General features: G+C 66.3%; 18 protein-coding genes. 9 read left to right on the top strand and 9 right to left on the bottom strand.

Annotated features, from left to right (window positions below; all coding sequences use genetic code 11):
- Nucleotides 1-49 precede the first annotated feature (49 nt).
- Nucleotides 50-1,018 (top strand): esterase/lipase family protein, encoded by a 969-nt coding sequence (locus IEW22_RS03270; protein ID WP_373284123.1) that lies wholly within the window; start codon nucleotides 50-52, stop codon nucleotides 1,016-1,018.
- Nucleotides 1,019-1,052: 34 nt separating this feature from the next.
- On the opposite strand, the gene IEW22_RS03275 is transcribed toward IEW22_RS03270, so the two are convergent.
- Entirely contained in the window at nucleotides 1,053-1,925 is an 873-nt protein-coding gene (locus IEW22_RS03275) for an NAD(P)H-binding protein (protein WP_188585156.1), read from the bottom strand.
- A 164-nt stretch (nucleotides 1,926-2,089) separates the two neighbouring features.
- On the opposite strand from IEW22_RS03275, the gene IEW22_RS03280 reads away from it, so the two are divergent.
- Nucleotides 2,090-2,515, top strand: coding sequence for a winged helix-turn-helix transcriptional regulator (locus IEW22_RS03280; RefSeq protein ID WP_188585157.1), 426 nt, complete (start codon nucleotides 2,090-2,092; stop codon nucleotides 2,513-2,515).
- A gap of 141 nt (nucleotides 2,516-2,656) precedes the next feature.
- On the opposite strand, the gene IEW22_RS03285 is transcribed toward IEW22_RS03280, so the two are convergent.
- From IEW22_RS03285 to IEW22_RS03295, 3 genes are all read right to left on the bottom strand, one after another.
- The gene (locus IEW22_RS03285) at nucleotides 2,657-3,037 is read right to left on the bottom strand and encodes a hypothetical protein (RefSeq protein ID WP_188585158.1); all 381 of its coding nucleotides are present in this window, start codon (nucleotides 3,035-3,037) and stop codon (nucleotides 2,657-2,659) included.
- Nucleotides 3,038-3,466: 429 nt separating this feature from the next.
- Nucleotides 3,467-4,786, bottom strand: a complete 1,320-nt coding sequence (locus IEW22_RS03290; RefSeq protein WP_188585159.1) for a VOC family protein — start codon at nucleotides 4,784-4,786, stop codon at nucleotides 3,467-3,469.
- Entirely contained in the window at nucleotides 4,783-5,298 is a 516-nt protein-coding gene (locus IEW22_RS03295; RefSeq protein ID WP_188585160.1) for an RNA polymerase sigma factor, read from the bottom strand. Before IEW22_RS03295 ends, IEW22_RS03290 begins: the two co-directional genes overlap by 4 nt.
- A 379-nt stretch (nucleotides 5,299-5,677) precedes the next feature.
- Between IEW22_RS03295 and IEW22_RS03300 the strand changes: the two genes are divergently transcribed.
- Both IEW22_RS03300 and IEW22_RS03305 read left to right on the top strand, forming a co-directional pair.
- Entirely contained in the window at nucleotides 5,678-8,215 is a 2,538-nt protein-coding gene (locus tag IEW22_RS03300) for an ATP-dependent Clp protease ATP-binding subunit (RefSeq protein ID WP_188585161.1), read from the top strand.
- 105 nt (nucleotides 8,216-8,320) lie between these two features.
- Nucleotides 8,321-9,166, top strand: coding sequence for an enoyl-CoA hydratase-related protein (locus IEW22_RS03305; RefSeq protein WP_188585162.1), 846 nt, complete (start codon nucleotides 8,321-8,323; stop codon nucleotides 9,164-9,166).
- A gap of 21 nt (nucleotides 9,167-9,187) precedes the next feature.
- Here IEW22_RS03305 and IEW22_RS03310 read toward each other — a convergent pair whose 3' ends face one another.
- Nucleotides 9,188-10,543, bottom strand: a complete 1,356-nt coding sequence (locus IEW22_RS03310; RefSeq protein ID WP_188585163.1) for an MFS transporter — start codon at nucleotides 10,541-10,543, stop codon at nucleotides 9,188-9,190.
- Nucleotides 10,544-10,719: 176 nt separating this feature from the next.
- On the opposite strand from IEW22_RS03310, the gene IEW22_RS03315 reads away from it, so the two are divergent.
- The gene (locus IEW22_RS03315; protein ID WP_188585164.1) at nucleotides 10,720-11,832 is read left to right on the top strand and encodes an NDMA-dependent alcohol dehydrogenase; all 1,113 of its coding nucleotides are present in this window, start codon (nucleotides 10,720-10,722) and stop codon (nucleotides 11,830-11,832) included.
- A gap of 94 nt (nucleotides 11,833-11,926) precedes the next feature.
- Here the strand turns inward: IEW22_RS03315 and IEW22_RS03320 are convergent, their stop codons facing one another.
- Nucleotides 11,927-13,681 (bottom strand): MFS transporter, encoded by a 1,755-nt coding sequence (locus IEW22_RS03320; RefSeq protein WP_229742131.1) that lies wholly within the window; start codon nucleotides 13,679-13,681, stop codon nucleotides 11,927-11,929.
- Between the two features lie 239 nt (nucleotides 13,682-13,920).
- On the opposite strand from IEW22_RS03320, the gene IEW22_RS03325 reads away from it, so the two are divergent.
- A complete protein-coding gene (locus IEW22_RS03325) occupies nucleotides 13,921-14,079 on the top strand; it encodes a hypothetical protein (protein WP_188585165.1) in 159 nt (52 codons plus the stop codon).
- Between the two features lie 150 nt (nucleotides 14,080-14,229).
- Here IEW22_RS03325 and IEW22_RS03330 read toward each other — a convergent pair whose 3' ends face one another.
- Nucleotides 14,230-14,667: a DUF6918 family protein gene (locus IEW22_RS03330; RefSeq protein WP_188585166.1), complete on the bottom strand. Its 438-nt coding sequence runs from the start codon at nucleotides 14,665-14,667 to the stop codon at nucleotides 14,230-14,232.
- 322 nt (nucleotides 14,668-14,989) lie between these two features.
- Here IEW22_RS03330 and cysC point away from each other — a divergent pair, with 322 nt between their 5' ends.
- Together cysC and IEW22_RS03340 are read left to right on the top strand one after the other, a co-directional pair.
- Entirely contained in the window at nucleotides 14,990-17,077 is a 2,088-nt protein-coding gene (gene cysC, locus IEW22_RS03335) for an adenylyl-sulfate kinase (RefSeq protein ID WP_188585167.1), read from the top strand.
- Nucleotides 17,078-17,142: 65 nt separating this feature from the next.
- The gene (locus IEW22_RS03340; RefSeq protein ID WP_188585258.1) at nucleotides 17,143-17,910 is read left to right on the top strand and encodes a 3'(2'),5'-bisphosphate nucleotidase CysQ; all 768 of its coding nucleotides are present in this window, start codon (nucleotides 17,143-17,145) and stop codon (nucleotides 17,908-17,910) included.
- A gap of 15 nt (nucleotides 17,911-17,925) precedes the next feature.
- On the opposite strand, the gene IEW22_RS03345 is transcribed toward IEW22_RS03340, so the two are convergent.
- Both IEW22_RS03345 and IEW22_RS03350 read right to left on the bottom strand, forming a co-directional pair.
- Nucleotides 17,926-18,306 (bottom strand): YbaB/EbfC family nucleoid-associated protein, encoded by a 381-nt coding sequence (locus IEW22_RS03345; RefSeq protein WP_188585168.1) that lies wholly within the window; start codon nucleotides 18,304-18,306, stop codon nucleotides 17,926-17,928.
- Nucleotides 18,306-18,773, bottom strand: coding sequence for a hypothetical protein (locus IEW22_RS03350; protein ID WP_188585169.1), 468 nt, complete (start codon nucleotides 18,771-18,773; stop codon nucleotides 18,306-18,308). Before IEW22_RS03350 ends, IEW22_RS03345 begins: the two co-directional genes overlap by 1 nt.
- Before the next feature lie 278 nt (nucleotides 18,774-19,051).
- Here IEW22_RS03350 and IEW22_RS03355 point away from each other — a divergent pair, with 278 nt between their 5' ends.
- Nucleotides 19,052-19,498: a YbaB/EbfC family nucleoid-associated protein gene (locus IEW22_RS03355; protein ID WP_188585170.1), complete on the top strand. Its 447-nt coding sequence runs from the start codon at nucleotides 19,052-19,054 to the stop codon at nucleotides 19,496-19,498.
- Nucleotides 19,499-19,501: the final 3 nt, after the last annotated feature.

Consider the following 19,501-nt stretch of genomic DNA (forward strand, 5'->3'; position numbering starts at 1 on the left):
CAGTCTCTCATCGAGACACCGACCGGGGAGGGAGTTTAGTGTCGGTGATGTGGCGATCAGGGTATCTCGTGTGGCGCGGCGGACGGCCGTTGCGGCGATCACGGCGTCGGTGGCTGTGCTGGCAGCGGTGGTCGGTGGCGCACCTGCGCAGGCACGCGAGGCGCCGCTGCCGGTGACCTACGACTTCTTCGCCGGTGCGCGTGATGAACTCGCCCACCCCGGCGGCTCGGCGCCGGGCACCAACGACCCGAATTGCCGACCGAGTACTCAGCATCCCAACCCTGTTGTGCTGGTGCACGGTACGGGTGGGAACCGTCAGACCAATTGGGCCACACTGGGCCCGGTGCTGCACAACGCGGGGTACTGCGTGTACGCGCTCACCTACGGTGCGCTACCGGGTACCTCGTGGCCGATCAGCGCACTCGGCGGCTTCATCTCGATGCGCGACAGCGCCCACCAGCTGGCCCGCTTCGTCGACGGTGTGCTCGCACACACCGGTGCGCATCAGGTCGATATCGTCGGGCATTCCGAGGGCACGCTGATGCCGAACTACTGGGTGAAATATCTGGGCGGGGCGACGAAGGTCGATCGCTACGTGTCGATCGCGCCCTACTGGAAGGGCCAGGATTCCAGCGGTTGCAACGAGGCCGTGGCCGCGATCGCGCGCCTCGGCGGCGACCCGGCAACCCTCTGGCCGTATCCGGAATGCAACGAGGAGCAGTACGGCTCACCGTTCATGCGCGCGATCAATGCCGGTGGTACGCCTTATGTTCCGGGGGTTGTCTACACCAACATCATGTCCCGTCACGACGGCATCGTGGTCCCGTGGACCGACGGGAACGTACCCGGGCCGGCCACCACCAACATCGTGGTGCAGGACGGTTGCGCGGTTGACCGCTCCGACCACCTGTCACTGGTCGCCTCACCACGCACCGCCGGTTTCGTACTCAACGCACTCGACCCCGAGCATCCCCGCGCCGTGAGATGTGTTCCGGTGGCACCGGGATTGCCCGGGTGAGCGGGTTGGCCCGGGTGCTTCCCGGGCCAACCCGTCAGACCTCTTTGGCCAGCGTCTGCTCGAACGGTGTGCTCTCGGTTCCGAGCAGATCCTGCAGGTCGCGCGAATCCGAATCGAGATCGCCGCGTTCGATCCCGGCGTCCCAGTCGGGCAGGAAGGTGCGCAGCGGTTCGGGGACCTGAGCCTTGGCCAGTGCGTCGTGGTAGCCGTTGAATCCGAGGTCCACATACGAGATCTCGCCGACGTTCTCACCGGTGGACTTCGCGACATCGGTGAATGCCTTGGCCACATCGGTGAGGGTGAGGTGTTCGGATCCGGCCAGCTCGTAGATGCGGCCCGGCTCGGGCTTGGTCACCGCGATGGCCGCGGCGAGCGCGTAGTTCTCGCGTGACGCCGGTGCGATCTTGCCTTCTCCGGCGCAGCCGTAGAGGGTGCCCGACTGCACCGCTCCGGCATACGAGCCGGCGTAATTCTCCGAATACCAGCCGTTACGGAGGAAGATGTGGTCGATACCGGAGTCCTTGATGTACTTCTCGGTGAACCGGTGTTCCTCGGCCAGGTTGATCTTCGAGGTGTCGGCATTGAGGAGACTGGTGTAGGCGATGAGCCCGACGCCGGCGGCCACTGCCGCGTCGACCACGTTCGCATGCTGCTGGGCGCGTGCGCCCACCTCCGAGCCTGAGATCATCACCAATCGCTCGACCCCGGCGAATGCGTCCGCCAATGCCTCCGGGGTCTCGTAGTCGGCGATACGCACGGTCACCCCACGGTCGATCAGATCTCGGGCCTTGCTGCTGCTGCGGGCCACGGCGACGATGTCACCGGGTTCCACGCCGGCGGCGAGCAGGCCGGTGATGACGAAGGTGCCGAGGTGGCCGGTCGCTCCGGTCACTCCATAGACGGTCATGGGCTGTCCTTTCGATGAAGGTCGCTTCGATCCAGTTCCGATGATTCCAGCCTCGAGCCGGGAACCACTCAAAGTTAGCACTTACTTTTCTGCATGCACACTCAGTCCGTGCAGTCCACCGGTGATGGGATGTGCATGCGCCGCACGTGGGTAGAATCGGGCCGATGAGCACGCCCGTTCCTGATCCGAGCCTGGAGGCAGACGTCTTCTCGCGCGCCTGCTCCTCGCGCGATGTGCTCCTGGATCTGACCGGCCGATGGTCGATGCTTGCCCTCGGCGCCCTCGCCGAGGGGGATTTCCGGTTCAATGCGCTGCGTCGCCGCGTGGACGGCGTCAGCGAGCGGATGCTCTCGCACACGTTGCAGCGACTCGAACGGGACGGTTTTGTCACGCGCACGGTTCTCCAATCGATTCCGCCGCGGGTCGAATACTCGCTGACCGACCTCGGCCGCGCGATGGCCGAGCGCGTCGGTGCGTTGATCGAACTCACCGAGAGTTCGCTGCCGCAGGTCGAGTCGGCACGCGAGCGTTACGACGCGGCACACGCACACTCCGCACACGCACACTCCGAGCGCGTCGCCGACCAGTAGCCGTCTGGGCCGGGGCGGGTGTGTCCCGGCCCAGACGGCTCTGGCGAACCTGTTTCACTGTGGAGTTCTCAAAGGACAAGTGGCGCAGGCTGTTCCGTGCCACGTTTGTGATCGTCGGTCAGGCGGCGTTGCCGAGTGTCATCAGTGATGGGCATGAACCCACGGGCGCTGGTCACCGCACTCGATGCAGCCTTTGTCGCGGAGCAGCAATGCTTTTCGTTGGTGCTCGGAGAACAATCGCTGCCGGCGGCCGAGTGCGAGCGGCACACCGCTGCCGTCGAGGCCGGCGAGCTGGATGACCGCGTCACATGCCAGCCGTTCGGCCACCCGTGCGCCGGTCACCACATCCAGATCTGCACGGATGAGAACTCTGCCGTGTTCGCTGCTGTTGTTCACGCGCAGGCAATTCAACGAGGTGTCTTCGTTGACCGGTATGCCACCGTGTGGTCCTGCGCTGTCACGTTCGTTGCTGATCGACAGGGCCGTGTCCCGGATCGTGAGACGTGCTCCAGCGACAGCCATCCCTCGCGAAAGTAATTCACGCTCTTGCTCAAGAGCGTCCACCGCGATGCCAGCTGGACTACATGTGCGGCGACTGCCGGTGCCATGCCCAGGTTTGTCAACGCGGTGGTGAGTCGATCGCCGCGCTTCCGTGCCCATCGACGTTGCTCGGCCTCGCGTATGCATTCGACCATCACGAAGAATGCCGTGTTGATCACCGTGATGATCTCGCGCATCCGTGTCAGCAACTCCCCGTCTGAGGAGCTGCTGGTGGTCTCGGGATCGAGGACCGCATCGGGGCCATGACAACAAGACTACTCGAACTTCAGTTCGATACAAGCCGGTGTGGCGAGTTCATCCGATCGAATGACAATGTCGCTCGCCAGGCCTCTTGTCGGCTCGGTATTGCCAGTGAACAAAGCTCCGTTCAATGACGAAATGCTCTGTCCGTCAGAATAATTCGCCGAGATAGAACTGCATACCCTGGTCGTCGGCGCACAGTGCCATCAGCCCGTATGCCTGACGCTCCGGTTCGGTGATCACCCGGCCACCGGCTGCCCGCACCCGCGCGACGGCGTCGGCGATGTCGGGTGTGTTCCACATCGGAACGGCCGACTCGCCATCAGCGCCCCCCGCGACCCCGATCTGGGGGTGAGGTCCGTCGGCCTCCCAGCCGTCGGCCATGCGACCGGCGGCGAACCGCCACCCGAGCACTGAGCCGTAGAACGCGCGATAGCGCGCACTGTCGCGGGTGTGCATCGTCAGATACGACATGTCGCCGTCCGCGCGCGGGTACTGGTCAGGGCGAGGCTCCTCTGGCGACGCGACGTAGATCGCGAACTCCACCCCGGCGTCGTCGACCGCGTCGGCCGTCATCCGGCCGTTGTGCTCATAGGGGACGGCGGTGATCCGGCCGCCGGCGGATTCGATGCGCTCGCACGCGGAGTCGATGTCGTCGACGGCATAGCCGCAGAACATCGTCGCCGGACCGGTCGTCTCGACGACCACGACCGGATGGTTCAGCGAGCTGACGTGCCGGCCGTCGGAGGCGAACTCCCAGCCGAGCACGGCGTGGAAGAAGGCTCGCGCCCGCGCGGCGTCGTGGGTGTTGACCGACAGGAAGCCGATGTCGCCGGGACGGAGGGGATCGTCGGTGCCGTGCGGGTCTGCGGGTGCCGGTCCGGTCAGCAACCAGCGATGCCCGAACGGGTCGACGATGGTCGCGGTGCGTGTGCCGTGGGCGTCGTAGGGCGCGCGGGTGAGTGTCGCGCCGCCCGCCTCCGCCCGACGTGCCGCCGCATCGGCGTCGTCGACCGACAGCATCAGACTCACCGATACCGCCCCGGGCGTGGGCGCGCGTAGTCCCATGTCCGGGAATTCGGCGGCGAGGTAGATTGCTCCGCCCCCGATCTCGAGTTCGGCATGTCCGATCCGCCCGTCGGGCATGGTGATCGGCGCGCCGCGCAGGCGGGCACCGAGGTTCTCGACGTACCAGTCGAGTGCGGCGGCCACATCCCCGACCGTCAGGTAGGGCAGCGCTCCTGGACGTTCGACGGTCGTATCCGTGAGCGACCTGGTCAGTTCGGATGTGTTCATGTCCACTCCTGTCGGCAGTGTCAGCCCGCGGATCAGCCGCTCGCGCAGTGCGTCGGCGAATCGCGGGTCGGGCTCGAACGGTTGGCTCCAGTCCGGCATGTCGGCGGCGCGCAGGACACGCAGCGGATTGCCGGTGCCGTCCGGAAGCGGTGGGGGAGTGTCGTTGCCGCTCATGCGTGACCTCCTTCCGCCGACGCGGTCTGCGGGTAGGTGTTGCGGAATTCGCGCTTCGCCCGTGTGAGCAGAGCCTCGGTGGCCCCGACGGTGCGGCCCGGCACATCCGCGCAGTCGGCGACGGTCAGATCGTCGACGTAGCGCAGCGTCAGTGCCGCGCGGTTGACCGGCGTCAGCCGCGCCAACGTCGCGTGGGCGAGCATCCTGTCCAGGTGCGCGTCCCAGTCGTCGTCGGCCGCCTCGGGCAATTCGGATACCGGCTCGGGGGTGCGTTGCACACGCCGCCAGTGGTCGGCGAGCTTGTGTCGTGCGATGCCGATCAGCCAGGGCGTGGTCGGCACCACCGAGGTGTCGCGGCGGACTCCGTCCATCGCCGCGAGGAAGACCTCGGACGTCACGTCCTCGGCCACGCGACGATCGACGCACCTGCGGAAGACGTATCCGTACACCGCGGGCAGCGCTTCGTCGTAGACCTCCAGGAGGGCCCGGGGGCCGGTGTGTCCTGCGCTCACACACTCATCATCGTTTCGGACGCCCGGAATCCGACGGCAGATCTCCGCGAGATCTCTGCGCGTCGGTTCTGCGCCCGTCGTTGCCGCCGGTGTCGGATGTTCGGCTGAATCATGCCGGTCATCTCGGTATACAGCCCGCATGGAGCCGAAATCGCCCGCCTCGTTCGCTGTGGGCGTACTCGGTGCGGAAACATCCGCCCCACCTGCGCGTTGTGTAAGGGACTCCGTCGGCGAAGCGCCCGATTGCGCACATCTGTGGTGGCGCATCTTGAGTGTCGCCGATGACAGCCCACTAGAGTGTGGGTAAGGCTGCTGCGTAGGTGATCTGTATCCATTTCACCTCACGGCAGTGGAGCGGTAAACGTCCCAGAGGAGAACAATGTTCGAACGGTTCACCGACCGCGCCAGGAGAGTTGTCGTGCTCGCGCAAGAAGAAGCGCGCATGCTCAACCACAACTACATCGGCACCGAGCACATCCTCCTCGGCCTCATCCACGAGGGTGAGGGTGTCGCGGCCAAGTCACTCGAGTCCCTCGGGATCTCGCTCGAGGGCGTCCGCAGCCAGGTCGAGGAGATCATCGGACAGGGTCAGCAGGCCCCGTCCGGCCACATCCCGTTCACCCCGCGTGCCAAGAAGGTGCTCGAGCTGTCGCTGCGTGAGGCACTGCAGCTCGGCCACAACTACATCGGTACCGAGCACATCCTGCTCGGCCTCATCCGCGAGGGTGAGGGCGTCGCCGCACAGGTCCTCGTCAAGCTCGGGGCCGACCTCAACCGCGTGCGTCAGCAGGTCATCCAGCTGCTCTCGGGCTACCAGGGCAAGGAGCCCCAGGAGGCCGGCACCGGTGGTCGCGCCAACGAGTCGGGCACCCCGTCGACGTCACTGGTCCTCGACCAGTTCGGCAGAAACCTGACCGCTGCAGCCGCCGACGGCAAACTCGACCCGGTCATCGGCCGGGCCAAGGAGATCGAGCGGGTCATGCAGGTGCTGAGCCGCCGCACGAAGAACAACCCCGTTCTGATCGGTGAGCCCGGCGTCGGCAAGACCGCCGTGGTCGAGGGTCTCGCGCAGGCCATCGTCAACGGCGAGGTGCCCGAGACACTCAAGGACAAGCAGCTCTACACCCTCGACCTCGGATCGCTGGTCGCGGGCAGCCGCTACCGCGGTGACTTCGAGGAGCGCCTGAAGAAGGTGCTCAAGGAGATCAACACTCGCGGCGACATCATCCTGTTCATCGACGAGCTGCACACGCTCGTCGGCGCAGGTGCCGCCGAGGGTGCCATCGACGCCGCGAGCATCCTCAAGCCGAAGCTCGCCCGCGGTGAGCTGCAGACTATCGGTGCGACCACCCTCGACGAGTACCGCAAGTACATCGAGAAGGACGCCGCACTCGAGCGTCGCTTCCAGCCGGTCCAGGTCGGCGAGCCGTCGGTGGAGCACACCATCGAGATCCTCAAGGGTCTGCGCGACCGGTACGAGACGCATCACCGGGTGTCGATCACCGACGGCGCACTCGTCGCCGCGGCGACGCTGGCCGATCGCTACATCAACGACCGGTTCCTGCCCGACAAGGCGATCGACCTCATCGACGAGGCGGGCGCGCGGATGCGCATCCGCCGGATGACCGCTCCGCCAGACCTGCGCGACTTCGACGAGAAGATCTCCGAGGCGCGCAAGGAGAAGGAAAGCGCCATCGACGCGCAGGACTTCGAGAAGGCCGCGAGTCTGCGCGACAAGGAGAAGCAACTCGTCGCCCAGCGCGCCGAGCGGGAGAAGCAGTGGCGTAACGGCGACATGGACGTCGTGGCCACCGTCGACGATGAGCAGATCGCCGAGGTCCTGGGCAACTGGACCGGTATCCCCGTGTTCAAGCTCACCGAGGAGGAGACCACCCGTCTCCTGCGCATGGAAGACGAGCTGCACAAGCGGATCATCGGCCAGGAGGATGCGGTCAAGGCCGTCTCCAAGGCGATCCGCCGTACGCGCGCCGGTCTGAAGGACCCCAAGCGCCCGTCGGGCTCGTTCATCTTCGCCGGCCCGTCCGGCGTCGGTAAGACCGAGCTGTCCAAGGCGCTGGCGAACTTCCTGTTCGGCGAGGACGACGCGCTCATCCAGATCGACATGGGTGAGTTCCACGATCGCTTCACCGCGTCGCGTCTGTTCGGTGCCCCTCCGGGATACGTCGGCTACGAAGAGGGCGGTCAGCTCACCGAGAAGGTGCGCCGCAAGCCGTTCTCCGTGGTGCTGTTCGACGAGATCGAGAAGGCCCACTCGGAGATCTACAACACCCTGTTGCAGGTCCTCGAGGACGGACGACTCACCGACGGTCAGGGTCGCACGGTCGACTTCAAGAACACCGTGCTGATCTTCACCTCGAACCTCGGTACATCCGACATCTCCAAGGCGGTCGGTCTGGGCTTCTCCTCCGGAGATGGCAGCCAGAGCAACTACGAGCGGATGAAGCTCAAGGTCAACGACGAGCTGAAGAAGCACTTCCGGCCCGAGTTCCTCAACCGTATCGATGACGTCATCGTGTTCCACCAGCTGACGCAGGGCGAGATCATCCAGATGGTCGACCTCATGATCGGCCGCGTGGAGACGCAGTTGAAGAACAAGGACATGGATATCGAGCTCACCGAGAAGGCCAAGTCGTTGCTGGCCAAGCGCGGCTTCGACCCGGTGCTCGGCGCGCGACCGCTGCGTCGCACGATCCAGCGTGAGATCGAGGATCAGCTCTCGGAGAAGATCCTGTTCAACGAGGTCGGTCCGGGACAGATCGTCCTTGTCGACGTCGAGAACTGGGATGGCGAAGGAGCCGGTGAGGATGCGAAGTTCACCTTCAAGGGTGAGCCGAAGCCCGCAGCCGTTCCCGACGCTCCCGCCGAGCTGACCGCAGGAGCCAGCGACTCGGAGTGAGTCCGAGTCGGCGATCACCCCGCTGAGGTTCTCTAGACACAAGGGCCGCAACCGTTTTCACGGTTGCGGCCCTTGTGCGCTGTGCGCCCGGGTAGCGTCGCGAGGATGACCGCCATTGCCGAGACCACCGACACCGCACCGGTGGTGTGCCACCGTGACAACGAGATCGCCGTCATCACGCTCAATCGCCCGCAGCGTCTCAACGCCTTCACCGCCGAGATGGGCTCGGCCATCCGTGCCGCACTCGACGACACCGACGCCGACGATTCGGTGCGAGCGGTGGTCATCACCGGGTCGGGCCGCGCCTTCTGTGCGGGTGCCGATCTCAGCGGCGGGTCGAGCACCTTCGAACTGCGCACCGGTGCCCCCGGTGAGGTGCCGCGCGACGGCGGCGGGATGGTGTCGTTGCGGATCTTCGAATCGCTCAAACCCGTGGTGGTCGCGGTCAACGGACCCTCGGCCGGCGTGGGTGTCACCATGACCTTGCCCGCCGACCTGCGGATCGCCTCCGACGACGCACGGTTCGGGTTCGTGTTCGTCCGCCGCGGCATCGTTCCCGAGGCGTGCTCGAGCTGGTTTCTGCCGCGACTGGTCGGGCTGCCGACGGCGTTGCGCTGGACGATGGGCGGTCAGATGGTCAGCGCCGCAGAGGCGTTCGAACACGGTTTGGTGCAGAAGGTGGTCCCCAAGGATCAGGTGCTGGCCGAGGCGATCGCCGCCGCACGGGAACTCACCGATGGCACGGCACCGGTCTCGGTGGCGCTGACGCGACAGTTGATGTGGCGTATGGGGGGTGCCGACAGCCCGTATGCGGCGCACGCCGCCGATTCGAAGGGGATCTTCTATCGCGGCACGATGGACGACGCCGCCGAGGGCGTGACGTCGTTCTTGGAGAAGAGGGATCCCGAATTCACCGACAGCGTCTCGACGGATCTTCCGCGCATCTTCTGATCGACGGGTCGATGCCGCCGGTCATGCGGTTGATCCGCTCCCGGCGCTTCGGCCCGCCCGCATGACACCCGCCCCGATCGCCACGGCGGCAAGGCATGCCGCAGTGCCGACCCACAGGCCTGCCCGCGGTGTGGAGGCCTCGCTGATGGCGCCGACGATCGGACCGCCGATCGGGGTGGTGCCCATGAATGCCACCGACCACATCGACATCACCCGGCCGCGCATCTGCGGCGACGAGTTCAGTTGCAGCGTCGCATTTCCGGTCGACATGAACGTGACGCTGAGCCAGCCGACGAAGAACAGTGCGATGATCGCGACGGCCAGCGAGGGTGCTGCTGCGGTGATCGCGATGGTGATGCCGAAGCCGAGCGCAGCCAGCGTGAGCGGTCGGAGTCCGGTGGACCCGCGGGCGGCGACGATGAGGCCACCGACCACCGCTCCGACGCCCATCGCCGAGGTCATGAATCCGTATGCGGTGGATCCGCCGTCGAAGGACTCCTTGGCCGCGGCCGGCAGCGACACCTGGAATTCGTAGGCCAGCGTGCCGACGAGTCCCATCATCACCAGTGGCGCCCACAGCACCGGTCGGCGCGACACGTAGACGAGTCCCTCGCGCAGTTGGCCTTTCGCACGAGCCACGGGCTTCTCGTAGATGATCTGCGCGGAGTTCATCGCGACCAATGAGACCACCACCGCCACGAAGCTCGCCGCGTTGATCGCAAAACACCAGCCTGCCCCGACGGCGGCGAGGAGAACGCCTGCCACCGCGGGACCGATGGCCCGGGCGGCGTTGACCATCACGGAGTTCAGCGTCACCGCGTTGCGGATGAGGGATTCGCCGACGATCTGATGGATGAACGCCTGGCGCGACGGGTTCTCGAAGGCGTTGTTGATGCCCAGCGCCACCGCGAGGATCGCGATCTGCCACACCGCGATCACTCCCGACAAGGTCAGTGCAGCCAAGATCGCGGCGAGCACACCCATGATCGACTGCAGGGCGATCATCAGCGTGCGGCGATCGACGCGGTCGGCGACCACGCCCGCATACGGTCCGAGAACCAGCACCGGGACGGTCTGCAGTGCGACGACCACGCCGAGCATGGTCGCCGAATTGCTGAGGGTGAGCACCAGCCACGACTGTGCTGTGGCCTGCATCCAGGTGCCGATCAGCGAGATGGCCTGCCCGCCGAAGTAGAGCCGGTAGTTGGGGACCGCCAACGAGGCGAACACCGCGGCGATGCGCGTGGTGGGTCGTTTACCCGGCGGTGCGGGCACCGTCTCTGCGGCGACCTCGTCGGGAAGCGCGTCCGCGCTCTGCGGCTTGTCGTCGTCTGCGGTGTCACCGGCGGCGACATGGTGCGCGTTGTTGTCGGCCATCGAGCCGAATAGTAGGACCCCAGCCTGGGAGTCGGCCGTCACCGCTGCTTGCCATGGCCAAAGCAGGAGTGTCGCAGGTCTCTTTCGTCCATAATCATGAGGGGCATCACGTGACCGGGATGTCCCTGGAACGGCGGGTGTGCCTGCCGAGTCCCATCCCAGAGGAGAGGCAGTCAATGAAGACCCGCGCAGCAGTCATATTCGAACCCGGAACCCCGTGGCAGGTCGAGGAGCTCGAACTCGACGACCCCCAGTACGGCGAGGTGAAGGTCGAACTGGCAGCCTCTGGCATGTGCCACTCCGACGAGCATGTCCGCGACGGCAGCATGCCCTCGGGCACCTACCCGTTCATCGGTGGGCATGAGGGTGCGGGCATCGTCACCCAGATCGGGCCCGGTGTGAAGACCGTGGAGGTGGGCGATCACGTGTGTCTGGGCTTCATCCCGGCCTGCGGTCGCTGTCCGTCATGTGCCCGCGGCAAGTCATCGATCTGCGATCTCGGTGCGAATCTGCTGACCGGTCTGCAGATCTCCGACGGCACCGCGCGCCACCACGTGAACGGTCAGGACGCCGGGATCATGTGTCTGCTGGGAACCTTCGCCCCGGTCACCGTGGTCAACGAGGCATCGTGTGTGAAGATCACCAACGACATCCCGCTGGAGAAGGCCGCGCTGGTGGGCTGCGGCGTGACCACCGGGTGGGGCTCGTCGGCGTATGCCGCCGGAGTCGAAGCCGGCGAGACCGTCGTGGTCCTCGGGATGGGTGGTGTGGGCTGTGGTGCGGTGCAGGGCGCTGCACTGGCCGGTGCCCGCCACGTCGTGCTCGTGGATCCGTCGCCGTTCAAACGTGATCAGGCCAAGATCTTCGGCGCCACCCACACCGCGGCCAGTATCGACGAGGCACTGCCGCTGCTCAACGAGCTGACCTGGGGAACGATGGCCGACAAGGTCATCATCACGGTGGCGGTGGCCGACGGTGCTCTCATCGCGCCGGCGATGAGTCTGGTGGGCAAGGGCGGGACATGCGTGCAGGTGTCGGTGGGCGATCCCCGCGACAACGACGTGGCGATGAACCTCTTCGACCTCACCTCGATGCGCAAGACGCTCACCGGATCCTGGTTCGGCAACGCCAACATCCGCTACGACATCCCGCATCTGCTGCGTCTCTACATGGAGGGCCAGCTCAAGCTCGACGAGATGATCACCCACGAGTACACCCTCGACCAGATCAACGACGGCTACGAGGCGATGCGCCGAGCCGAGAATGTGCGCGGGTTGAGCCGGTACTGAGTCGACCGCCGGTCGGTCGCGGCAAAAATCGTCCCCCTGAGCCGAAGCGAGGGCATGTTGCCCTTGGCGGCGCTGCGGGGGACGATTTTTGCCATCACCGGTCGCTGTCGGAACCCACCGCACCAGGGGAGTCGGGCTCAGCAGAATCGGCGCCGGGGGCGTCTGGATCCTCGATCTGAGATCCGGCGGCAGCACCTGCGCCGGCATCGTCTTCGCCGGCATCGTCTCCACCGGCCGGGCGCCGTGAGGCGTCCACGCGGTCGGGGGTGAGGACCGCCAACACTGCACCCGAGAAGATCACGATCGAGCCGAGGGTGATGCACGCCTGGTTCATCGGTTCGATGAAGGCGTTCTGGGCGCTGACAAAGATCTCGTGCCCGAGCGGGCCGGGCAATCGCGCGCTGATCTGATGTGCCACCTGAACGGCTTCGGCGAATGACCGGTGAATGTGCTCGCCGACCCCGGGGATCAGCGATTCGATCTGCGATGCGGCGTCCTGATTACCCGCGGCCGCGGCGGCCTGTGCCTGCCGGTGCAACCCCTGCTCGGCGAGGTCGGTGGTGGCATGTGCACGGCTGGTGTAGCCGGCGGCCACGATCGAGCCCGCGATCGCGATACCCACTGCCGCCCCGAGCTCGCGCGCAGTGTCGTTGACCGCCGAACCGACACCGTGGCTGCGTTCGGGGGTGTTGACCATGATTGCGGTTGTCGACGGCGCAGCCGCGATACCGATGCCGATGGCCACCACCACGAGGATCCCCATCAACGGCCAGTACGTGGTGTAGTCGACGGTCCCGATGAGCACGAGCCCGAGCCCCATCAGGAAGGCGCCGAGAGCCAGCGCGGTGCGCAGACTGAACCGCACGGCAAACCAGTTGGACAGCAGTGAGAACACCATCACCGTCGCGACCATCGGTACCAGGGCGAACGCCGACTTGAGTGCCGAGTACCCGAAGACCAGCTGCAGATCCTGCAGTAGCACGTAGAAGCCGCCGAACGAGGCGAGAAATGACAACAGCACCGACAATGCGCCGGCGGAGAACGCGCGGTTGCCGAAGAGCCGGACGTCGAGCAACGGGTCGGTGACGCGGAGTTCGATGAGGACGAACAGGGCGCCGAGCACCACGCCGAGTACGAGCATCACGATCACCAGCGGGTTGTTCCACCCGCGATGTGGTGCCTCGACGAGTCCGTAGACGAACAGTGCCACCGCCACCGGCACTGTGATCGAACCGAGCAGATCGAAACGCTTGGGATGCGGGTCTTTCGAACTGCCGATGGTGAACGACAGCAGTGCGATGACCGCGGCCGTGACGCTGAAGGTGATGAAAATCGAGTGCCAGGCGAAGAATTCGAGCAGGAGTCCGGTGATGAAGAATCCTATGATCGCACCCGCACCGGCCACTCCCGACCAGATCGCCACGGCCAGTGGACGTTTCGACGTCGGAACACCGGATGAGGTGAGCGACAGGGTGGCCGGCATGATGAACGCGGCTGCCGCGCCGGCCAGACAACGGGTGACGATGATCAGATTCGGATCGGTGATCCACACCGGAAGGACCGAGGCCACCGCGAACACGATCAGACCGGCGATCAGGATCCCGCGACGACCGAAGCGATCACCGATCGCGCCGGCGGGCAGCAGCAGTGCTGCAAGTGTGAGCGTGTATCCGTCGATCAGCCATGTCATCTGGTTGGAGGTGGCGCCGATCTCGGGCGCGATCTCGGGCAGCGCGGTGTTCAGTGCCGCCATCGAGGCCACCACGAGCGCCAGAGCAAGGCATACGACGGTGATGAGCCACGCCGTCTGCCACCGGGTCTGTGAGCTCACGTTCGTCTGGGCTCCCACGGTTCAACGCTATCGCGGTCGGGGTGTTGCGCAATCGTTATGCCGACATGCACAGAGAGTTCAGCGTATCAACTGTCACTTGTGTCACATTTGCCACGCATGACAACGATGGTCTGCCTCGCCCCGACAGGGGTTCGAACCACGGCGACCGGCCGCGTCTTCACCTGCGGTCGGGGGCGATTCGGTGTCATGAGCTTGCCGAGCAGAGGCAGATGACGACCACAAGGAAGTGAGTCGAGATGGACATCTCCGGCGCAACCAACACCAACACGCCGACCGAGGGCGCAGGACCTCCCGCGGCGAGTACGCCGGTACGGGTCTGGCGTGTGCTCGCGATGGTGGCCTCGCTGGCCGCACTGTCGACCGGGCTCGTCCTCATCGCGGTGACGGCCGGATAACCCGCGACCGCCGCCGCACCGGTGCGGACGCGGGTGGGGAGAGGGGTCTCCACCATCGTGATTCTGCACCGATGCGCCCGCGCGACGACTGCTTGTTGATCGCGGGCGCATCAGCGCAGTGGGTGGAGCACTGTCAGTGCAGTGGATGTATCAGTGCACGTGCTTGTCGAAGACATCCCCGACACGCGGAAGCGCTTCGATCACATTGTCTTTCGCTTTGCCGCGCAGCGTCCCGTACACCTTCTGCAGCGCCTGCGGAGCCGACTGTGACTGTGCATCGGTGATCGAGAGCAGAGCGTCGGAAGCCACATCGGAGTTGGCCGACAGGTGAGCTCCGAAGGATGTGCCTTCGGGTTTGGACGACCACAGCGGGTCGAGTGCCGAGGCGAACTCGGGCAGCAGTGTGGCGGTGGCGCGCTCGACGAGCTGCGGCTTGACCTTCTTGGCCGCTCCGAAAGCGGTACGCAGCGCGGTACCCGACAGACCCTTCTTGTCGGACACCTCCGCGTCAACCACGCCCGCGAGATCCTTGGCGATGGCATCCGCGGTGGCCGGGTCGGCCACGGCCTCTTTCAGCGACGTTGTCATGTGTGCTCCTGATGCGACGGTGTTCATGCGAATACGGTGTTCATGCGAATGTGGACTCGTCCGAGTTGAGTTCGTCCGAGCTGAGATGGATCCGGAGTTTCGGTCGCTCCGCATCCATCCCGACCAGCCGGTCCGGATCGTCTCCTGACAAGCGGGTCACCACGAGGGCAGGTGTGAGCGCACGCGACGACGATCGCGCCTTCCCCCGAGGCTCCACAACGGTAGCGAAGGACAGGCCGTTGTGGCGCGGTGGAGCGCGAAGAGCGCCGATGCGGGCATCATGAGAGTCGACCGGACACTAGAGACCGCCGAGGGGACGTGCGTGCGACCAGACGGATATCGCCTGTCTCGAAGCGACACCCTCGAGGCCGAATCGATCGCCTTGCTGCGCCAGATCGCCGCGACCTGCGTGCCGGGTGACGTGGTGGTCCGCGCGCACGGACCCCACGGCCGACCGGCGCTCGACCGCCTGTGCATCCGCGCATTCGGGTCGCTCGCCGCCCCCGGTTGGCTGCGCGAGACCGCCGACGCGGACGCCCGGGGGAACCGGCCGGGCGCTGTCGTGGTCGACCCGTTCTGGAATTGGACGACCACCGACCTGCAGCGCTATCTCGACGGCGCTGATCAGGACGGCGACCGATTCGGCTCGGCCGAGCTGGTACGGGTGGTCGCGCTCGGTGCGCCGGGGCAGGCGGTGAACGACCTGGTGGCCGCCCTGTGCGCCGAGGATGACGGCAACGCCGCGGTACGCACCGGATTCGCCGATACCCCACGCCGACACCTCGTGGTCGGGGATCTCGGTGCCGGTGACGACATGGATCCCCACGACGCGCTCGCGCTCGCGCGTGCCGACGTCGCGCTGCTGGTGCTCCCCGCCGATTCTGATGTGACCGCAGGCTCTGCGACCGGGGACCTGTTTCGCCGGGCCGCGTTCGCGGTGTCGATGTACGGCGTACCGCATGTGGTGGTGTGTGTCACCGGCATGGAGTCGGTGTCCTTCTCTCAGAGCCGTTTCGAAGAGATCCGTCGCAATGTGGTGTCGTTCTCCTCGCGGCTGCGTTTCGGTGATCTGGCCTTCGTTCCCGTCTCCGAGGCGGCAGGGGAGTGCGTACGCCGACCGTGTGAGGCGATGGAGTGGTACCGCGGGCGAATCCTGCTCGACCATCTCGACGACATCCACATCGCCTCCGATCGCAACCTCATCGACGGACGGCTGTCGGTGCAGTACACCGGCACTGCGGGTGAGCGATCGGTTGTTCTCGGCTCGATCAGCGGTGGTGTGCTGCGGACCGGTGACGAGGTGGTGGTGCTCCCCGGTGGCGAGCACACCACGATCGGCGCGCTCACCTCGCCGAGTCGCGTCCAGGGCTCCGAAGAGACTCTGGCCGAAGCATTCTCGCCGATGGCCGTCGAAGTGGACCTGCCCGCAGGCGTGACGGTCGCCGCCGGCGACGTCATTGCGCGACCCGGTAACCGTCCGCATGTCGCCACCGACCTCGACCTGATGGTGATGGTGGTCGGTGGGGACGGCGGGGACGGCGAGGAAGTGGTGTTGCGGCGCGGCACAAGGGTCACGATCGCGACCCCGGGCCGACTCACCCCTGCCACCATCAGCGACCTGAAATATCGACTCGACACCGACACCCGGCATCGCGACCGGGTCGCATCGGGACTAGGCGCAGGCGAGGTGGGGCGTGTGACCATCCACGCCGACGCCCCCGTCGTGGTCGATTCGCACCGCAACAATCGCCTCACCGGGACCATCGCGCTGCTGGCCGAGGAGTCCCCGACCGTGCGCACGCTGGCGGTCGCGACGGTGACCGGACCGGTCAGCCACGACACGAACGTTGTGTGGCAACAGATGTCGGTGACCAGACAGGACCGTCCCCATCGTGGTGCCACGGTGTGGTTCACGGGTCTGTCGGGGTCGGGTAAGTCGACCATCGCCGCCGAGATCGAGCGATCCCTGGTGGCCCGTGGACGTCCGGCCTATGTGATGGACGGCGACAACCTGCGCCACGGACTGAACTCCGATCTCGGCTTCTCCGACGACGACCGTCGCGAGAACATCAGGCGCACAGCTGAAGTGGCTGCATTGATGGCTGACGCCGGCACGGTGGTGCTGGTGTCGCTGATCAGTCCGTTCATCTCTGAACGCGCACGGGCGCGGGAGGTCCACGACGAACAGGGCCTACCGTTCTACGAGGTGTTCGTCGACACCCCGATCGAACAGTGCGAGCAACGAGATGTGAAGGGGCTCTACGCCCGTGCCCGCCGCGGTGAGATCCGGTCGTTCACCGGGATCGACTCGCCCTATGAGGCCCCGGAGAAGCCCGAGGTGCATGTGGTGCCTGGCGACGGCGGCCCGGCGGTGGTGGCCGAGGAGATCATCGAACAACTCGGGCTGTAGATCACGTTCGGCGAGAACGCATTCGAGGATCGAGAATCCACAGTGGATTCGGGGAGAAGAGGGTGATGATGACCGGCGTCGACGACGACATCTGGTTGGCCGGAGAGCTCGCCACCGCGGCAGGTGCGCTGCTGATGAGGATCCGGGCCGACTCAGGCCTCAACGATCATGCCCTCGGTGACGAAGGGGATGCGCGCAGCAACGACTTCCTCCTCGACCGACTCGCCGCCGAACGCCCCGACGACAAGGTGCTCTCGGAGGAATCGGCCGACGATCGCAGCCGCCTCGATGCCGACCGGGTGTGGATCGTAGACCCGCTCGATGGCACCCGCGAGTTCCGCACCGGTGTGCGAGACGACTGGGCTGTGCATGTCGCGCTGTGGGAGCAAGGGTCGGGACTGACCGCCGGTGCCGTCTCGCTACCGGCGTTGGGTGTGACCTACACCAGTACAGCCGATCCGGTCGAGGCGACCGCGGGTCTCGCCGAGCCCCGGACCTCACCGAAGCCGCGCGTGGTGGTCAGCGGGTCACGTCCGCCGGAGTTCTCTGCGGCGGTCGCCGAGGCGATCGGCGGCGAGGTGCTCGCCATGGGATCGGCGGGCGCCAAGGCCATGGCGGTGGTCCGCGGCGAAGCCGACGCCTACGTCCACGCCGGCGGGCAATACGAGTGGGATTCGGCCGCACCGGTGTCGGTCTGCGCGGCCAAGGGATTGTGGTGCAGCAGGATCGACGGATCCCCGCTGCTCTACAACCAGGCGCAGGTGTATCTGCCCGATCTGGTGATCTGCCGTCGGGAGCTCACCGACGCCGTGCTCGGCGCCATCGCCTGCTGAGCACTCGAGTCGATGTCATTCGTGGAGGCGTTCGTTGAGTTCGGTGATCTGTTGGCCCATCGCGCCGAAGGCCTCCCCGGCGGCCACCTGAGCCGTCGAGACCACGAGCTCCGCGAGCTGCGCGGGGGCCAGTGACATCGCGGCATCGGATATCTGCAGGTGGGTCATCTCGCCGATCGCACTCACGGTCACGCTCACCTCGCCGCCCTCCGACGTGGCACTCGCCGAGATACCGGCGATGTTCTCGGTGGCCGACTGCATCGCGTCGAGCGCGCGGCGTGCCCCGGCCATCAGGTCGTCGATCGTGACGCCGATGTCGGGCGGCATCGGCGGTTCGGCGGGAATCGGAGCCGGCGGCGGGAATCCGCTGCGCGCGGCGGTGGTGTCGCGGTCCATCACGCCCTCCTCATCCAGGTCGTCGGCTCGTCGGCACCCATGTCCTCGTCGAGGCGAGCCTCTTCTTCGAGGACATCCCGGGTGGTCGGCAGGTTGAGATATGACAGCGCCTCCGATCCCACCCCGGCGGCGATCATCTCCTCGCGTCGTGCGGCGGCCGCACGTCGGCCGGCAAGTCGGCACAGGGACAGGATGTCGCGGGCAAGGGTCTGCGCCGGCTTGTCCATCTCCGAGCGCTCGAGACGGATGCTGGTCGGCAGACCCTGTTCGGTGGTGGCCACCACGATCCCGCCACTCGGCGACGATGCGTGGCCCACCGTGGGAAGTGAGGCGGCCACCGCATCGGAGCCGCCCTGCTCCGGCGACTGCGGATCGTCGGCGTAGGTGTCCTCGTAGTCACGGTAGGCGTCGCCGAACTCGTCGTACTCGCGGTCGTAACCGTCGTTGTCGTCGTATCGGACAGCCACGGGACTCCTTTGCGGTCGGCATGCGGTGGCGGCAGCGTCGAGAAGCGTCGCGCGGACTCGTCAGTCCCGGCACCGGTGTTCGTGACACATGATGGCACTCCTGTCGGCGCAGGATCGACCGGGCCGAACGCAGTGTCGGTCACCTGGACGACAGTGTCGCTCGCATGGGGGACACGCGTCCTGGGACTTCTCCGCCGGCGGCCACAAGAAGATGGGAAGAGTGCCGCTGACATGCTTACTATCCCTTCCGCAAGGTCATCGGAGGAATGAGGGGGGCCATGACATCGGCGCACGCAGCGGTCGACTTCGAGCAACTGCAGGCGACTCTGGCCGATCAGATCCGGGAGGTCACCCGGCTCTCGAACGAGGCGAAGGCGTTCACCGAGTGGGCGCAGTCGCGCGACCGCCTGGTGACCATCTGGGTCAACGCCGCCGGTGTGGTGATCAAGACCGAGATCGATGACGACGCCTTCGACAAGCTCGACACCGACGAGCTGGCAGTGACGATCACCGAGACGACGCAGGCTGCCGCGACGAAGGTTGCGGCCAAGGTCGCCGAGAAGACGGCCGAGATCCAGGCGGTCACCGGCACATCCGGACTCAGCGAGCGGCTGCGGTCGATCCCCGGGCTCGCGGAACTGGGTCGTCCCGCTGCACCCAGTATGGCCGGACCCGACGCAGAGTCACGTCGTCGGCTCGGCCTGACCGACCGTGAGGAGTGGTGAGCT

This window comes from Gordonia jinhuaensis (assembly GCF_014639795.1).
Taxonomy (GTDB): domain Bacteria; phylum Actinomycetota; class Actinomycetes; order Mycobacteriales; family Mycobacteriaceae; genus Gordonia_B; species Gordonia_B jinhuaensis.

Bases quoted from the DNA above. Each gene is read 5' to 3' on its own strand.
- IEW22_RS03345 (WP_188585168.1), bottom strand. From the start codon at position 18,306: ATGGACCGCGACACCACCGCCGCGCGCAGCGGATTCCCGCCGCCGGCT.
- IEW22_RS03275 (WP_188585156.1), bottom strand. From the start codon at position 1,925: ATGACCGTCTATGGAGTGACCGGAGCGACCGGCCACCTCGGCACCTTC.
- IEW22_RS03290 (WP_188585159.1), bottom strand. From the start codon at position 4,786: ATGAGCGGCAACGACACTCCCCCACCGCTTCCGGACGGCACCGGCAAT.
- IEW22_RS03280 (WP_188585157.1), top strand. From the start codon at position 2,090: ATGAGCACGCCCGTTCCTGATCCGAGCCTGGAGGCAGACGTCTTCTCG.
- IEW22_RS03325 (WP_188585165.1), top strand. From the start codon at position 13,921: ATGGACATCTCCGGCGCAACCAACACCAACACGCCGACCGAGGGCGCA.
- IEW22_RS03340 (WP_188585258.1), top strand. From the start codon at position 17,143: ATGATGACCGGCGTCGACGACGACATCTGGTTGGCCGGAGAGCTCGCC.
- IEW22_RS03330 (WP_188585166.1), bottom strand. From the start codon at position 14,667: ATGACAACGTCGCTGAAAGAGGCCGTGGCCGACCCGGCCACCGCGGAT.
- IEW22_RS03315 (WP_188585164.1), top strand. From the start codon at position 10,720: ATGAAGACCCGCGCAGCAGTCATATTCGAACCCGGAACCCCGTGGCAG.
- IEW22_RS03310 (WP_188585163.1), bottom strand. From the start codon at position 10,543: ATGGCCGACAACAACGCGCACCATGTCGCCGCCGGTGACACCGCAGAC.
- IEW22_RS03305 (WP_188585162.1), top strand. From the start codon at position 8,321: ATGACCGCCATTGCCGAGACCACCGACACCGCACCGGTGGTGTGCCAC.
- IEW22_RS03285 (WP_188585158.1), bottom strand. From the start codon at position 3,037: ATGGCTGTCGCTGGAGCACGTCTCACGATCCGGGACACGGCCCTGTCG.
- IEW22_RS03355 (WP_188585170.1), top strand. From the start codon at position 19,052: ATGACATCGGCGCACGCAGCGGTCGACTTCGAGCAACTGCAGGCGACT.
- IEW22_RS03300 (WP_188585161.1), top strand. From the start codon at position 5,678: ATGTTCGAACGGTTCACCGACCGCGCCAGGAGAGTTGTCGTGCTCGCG.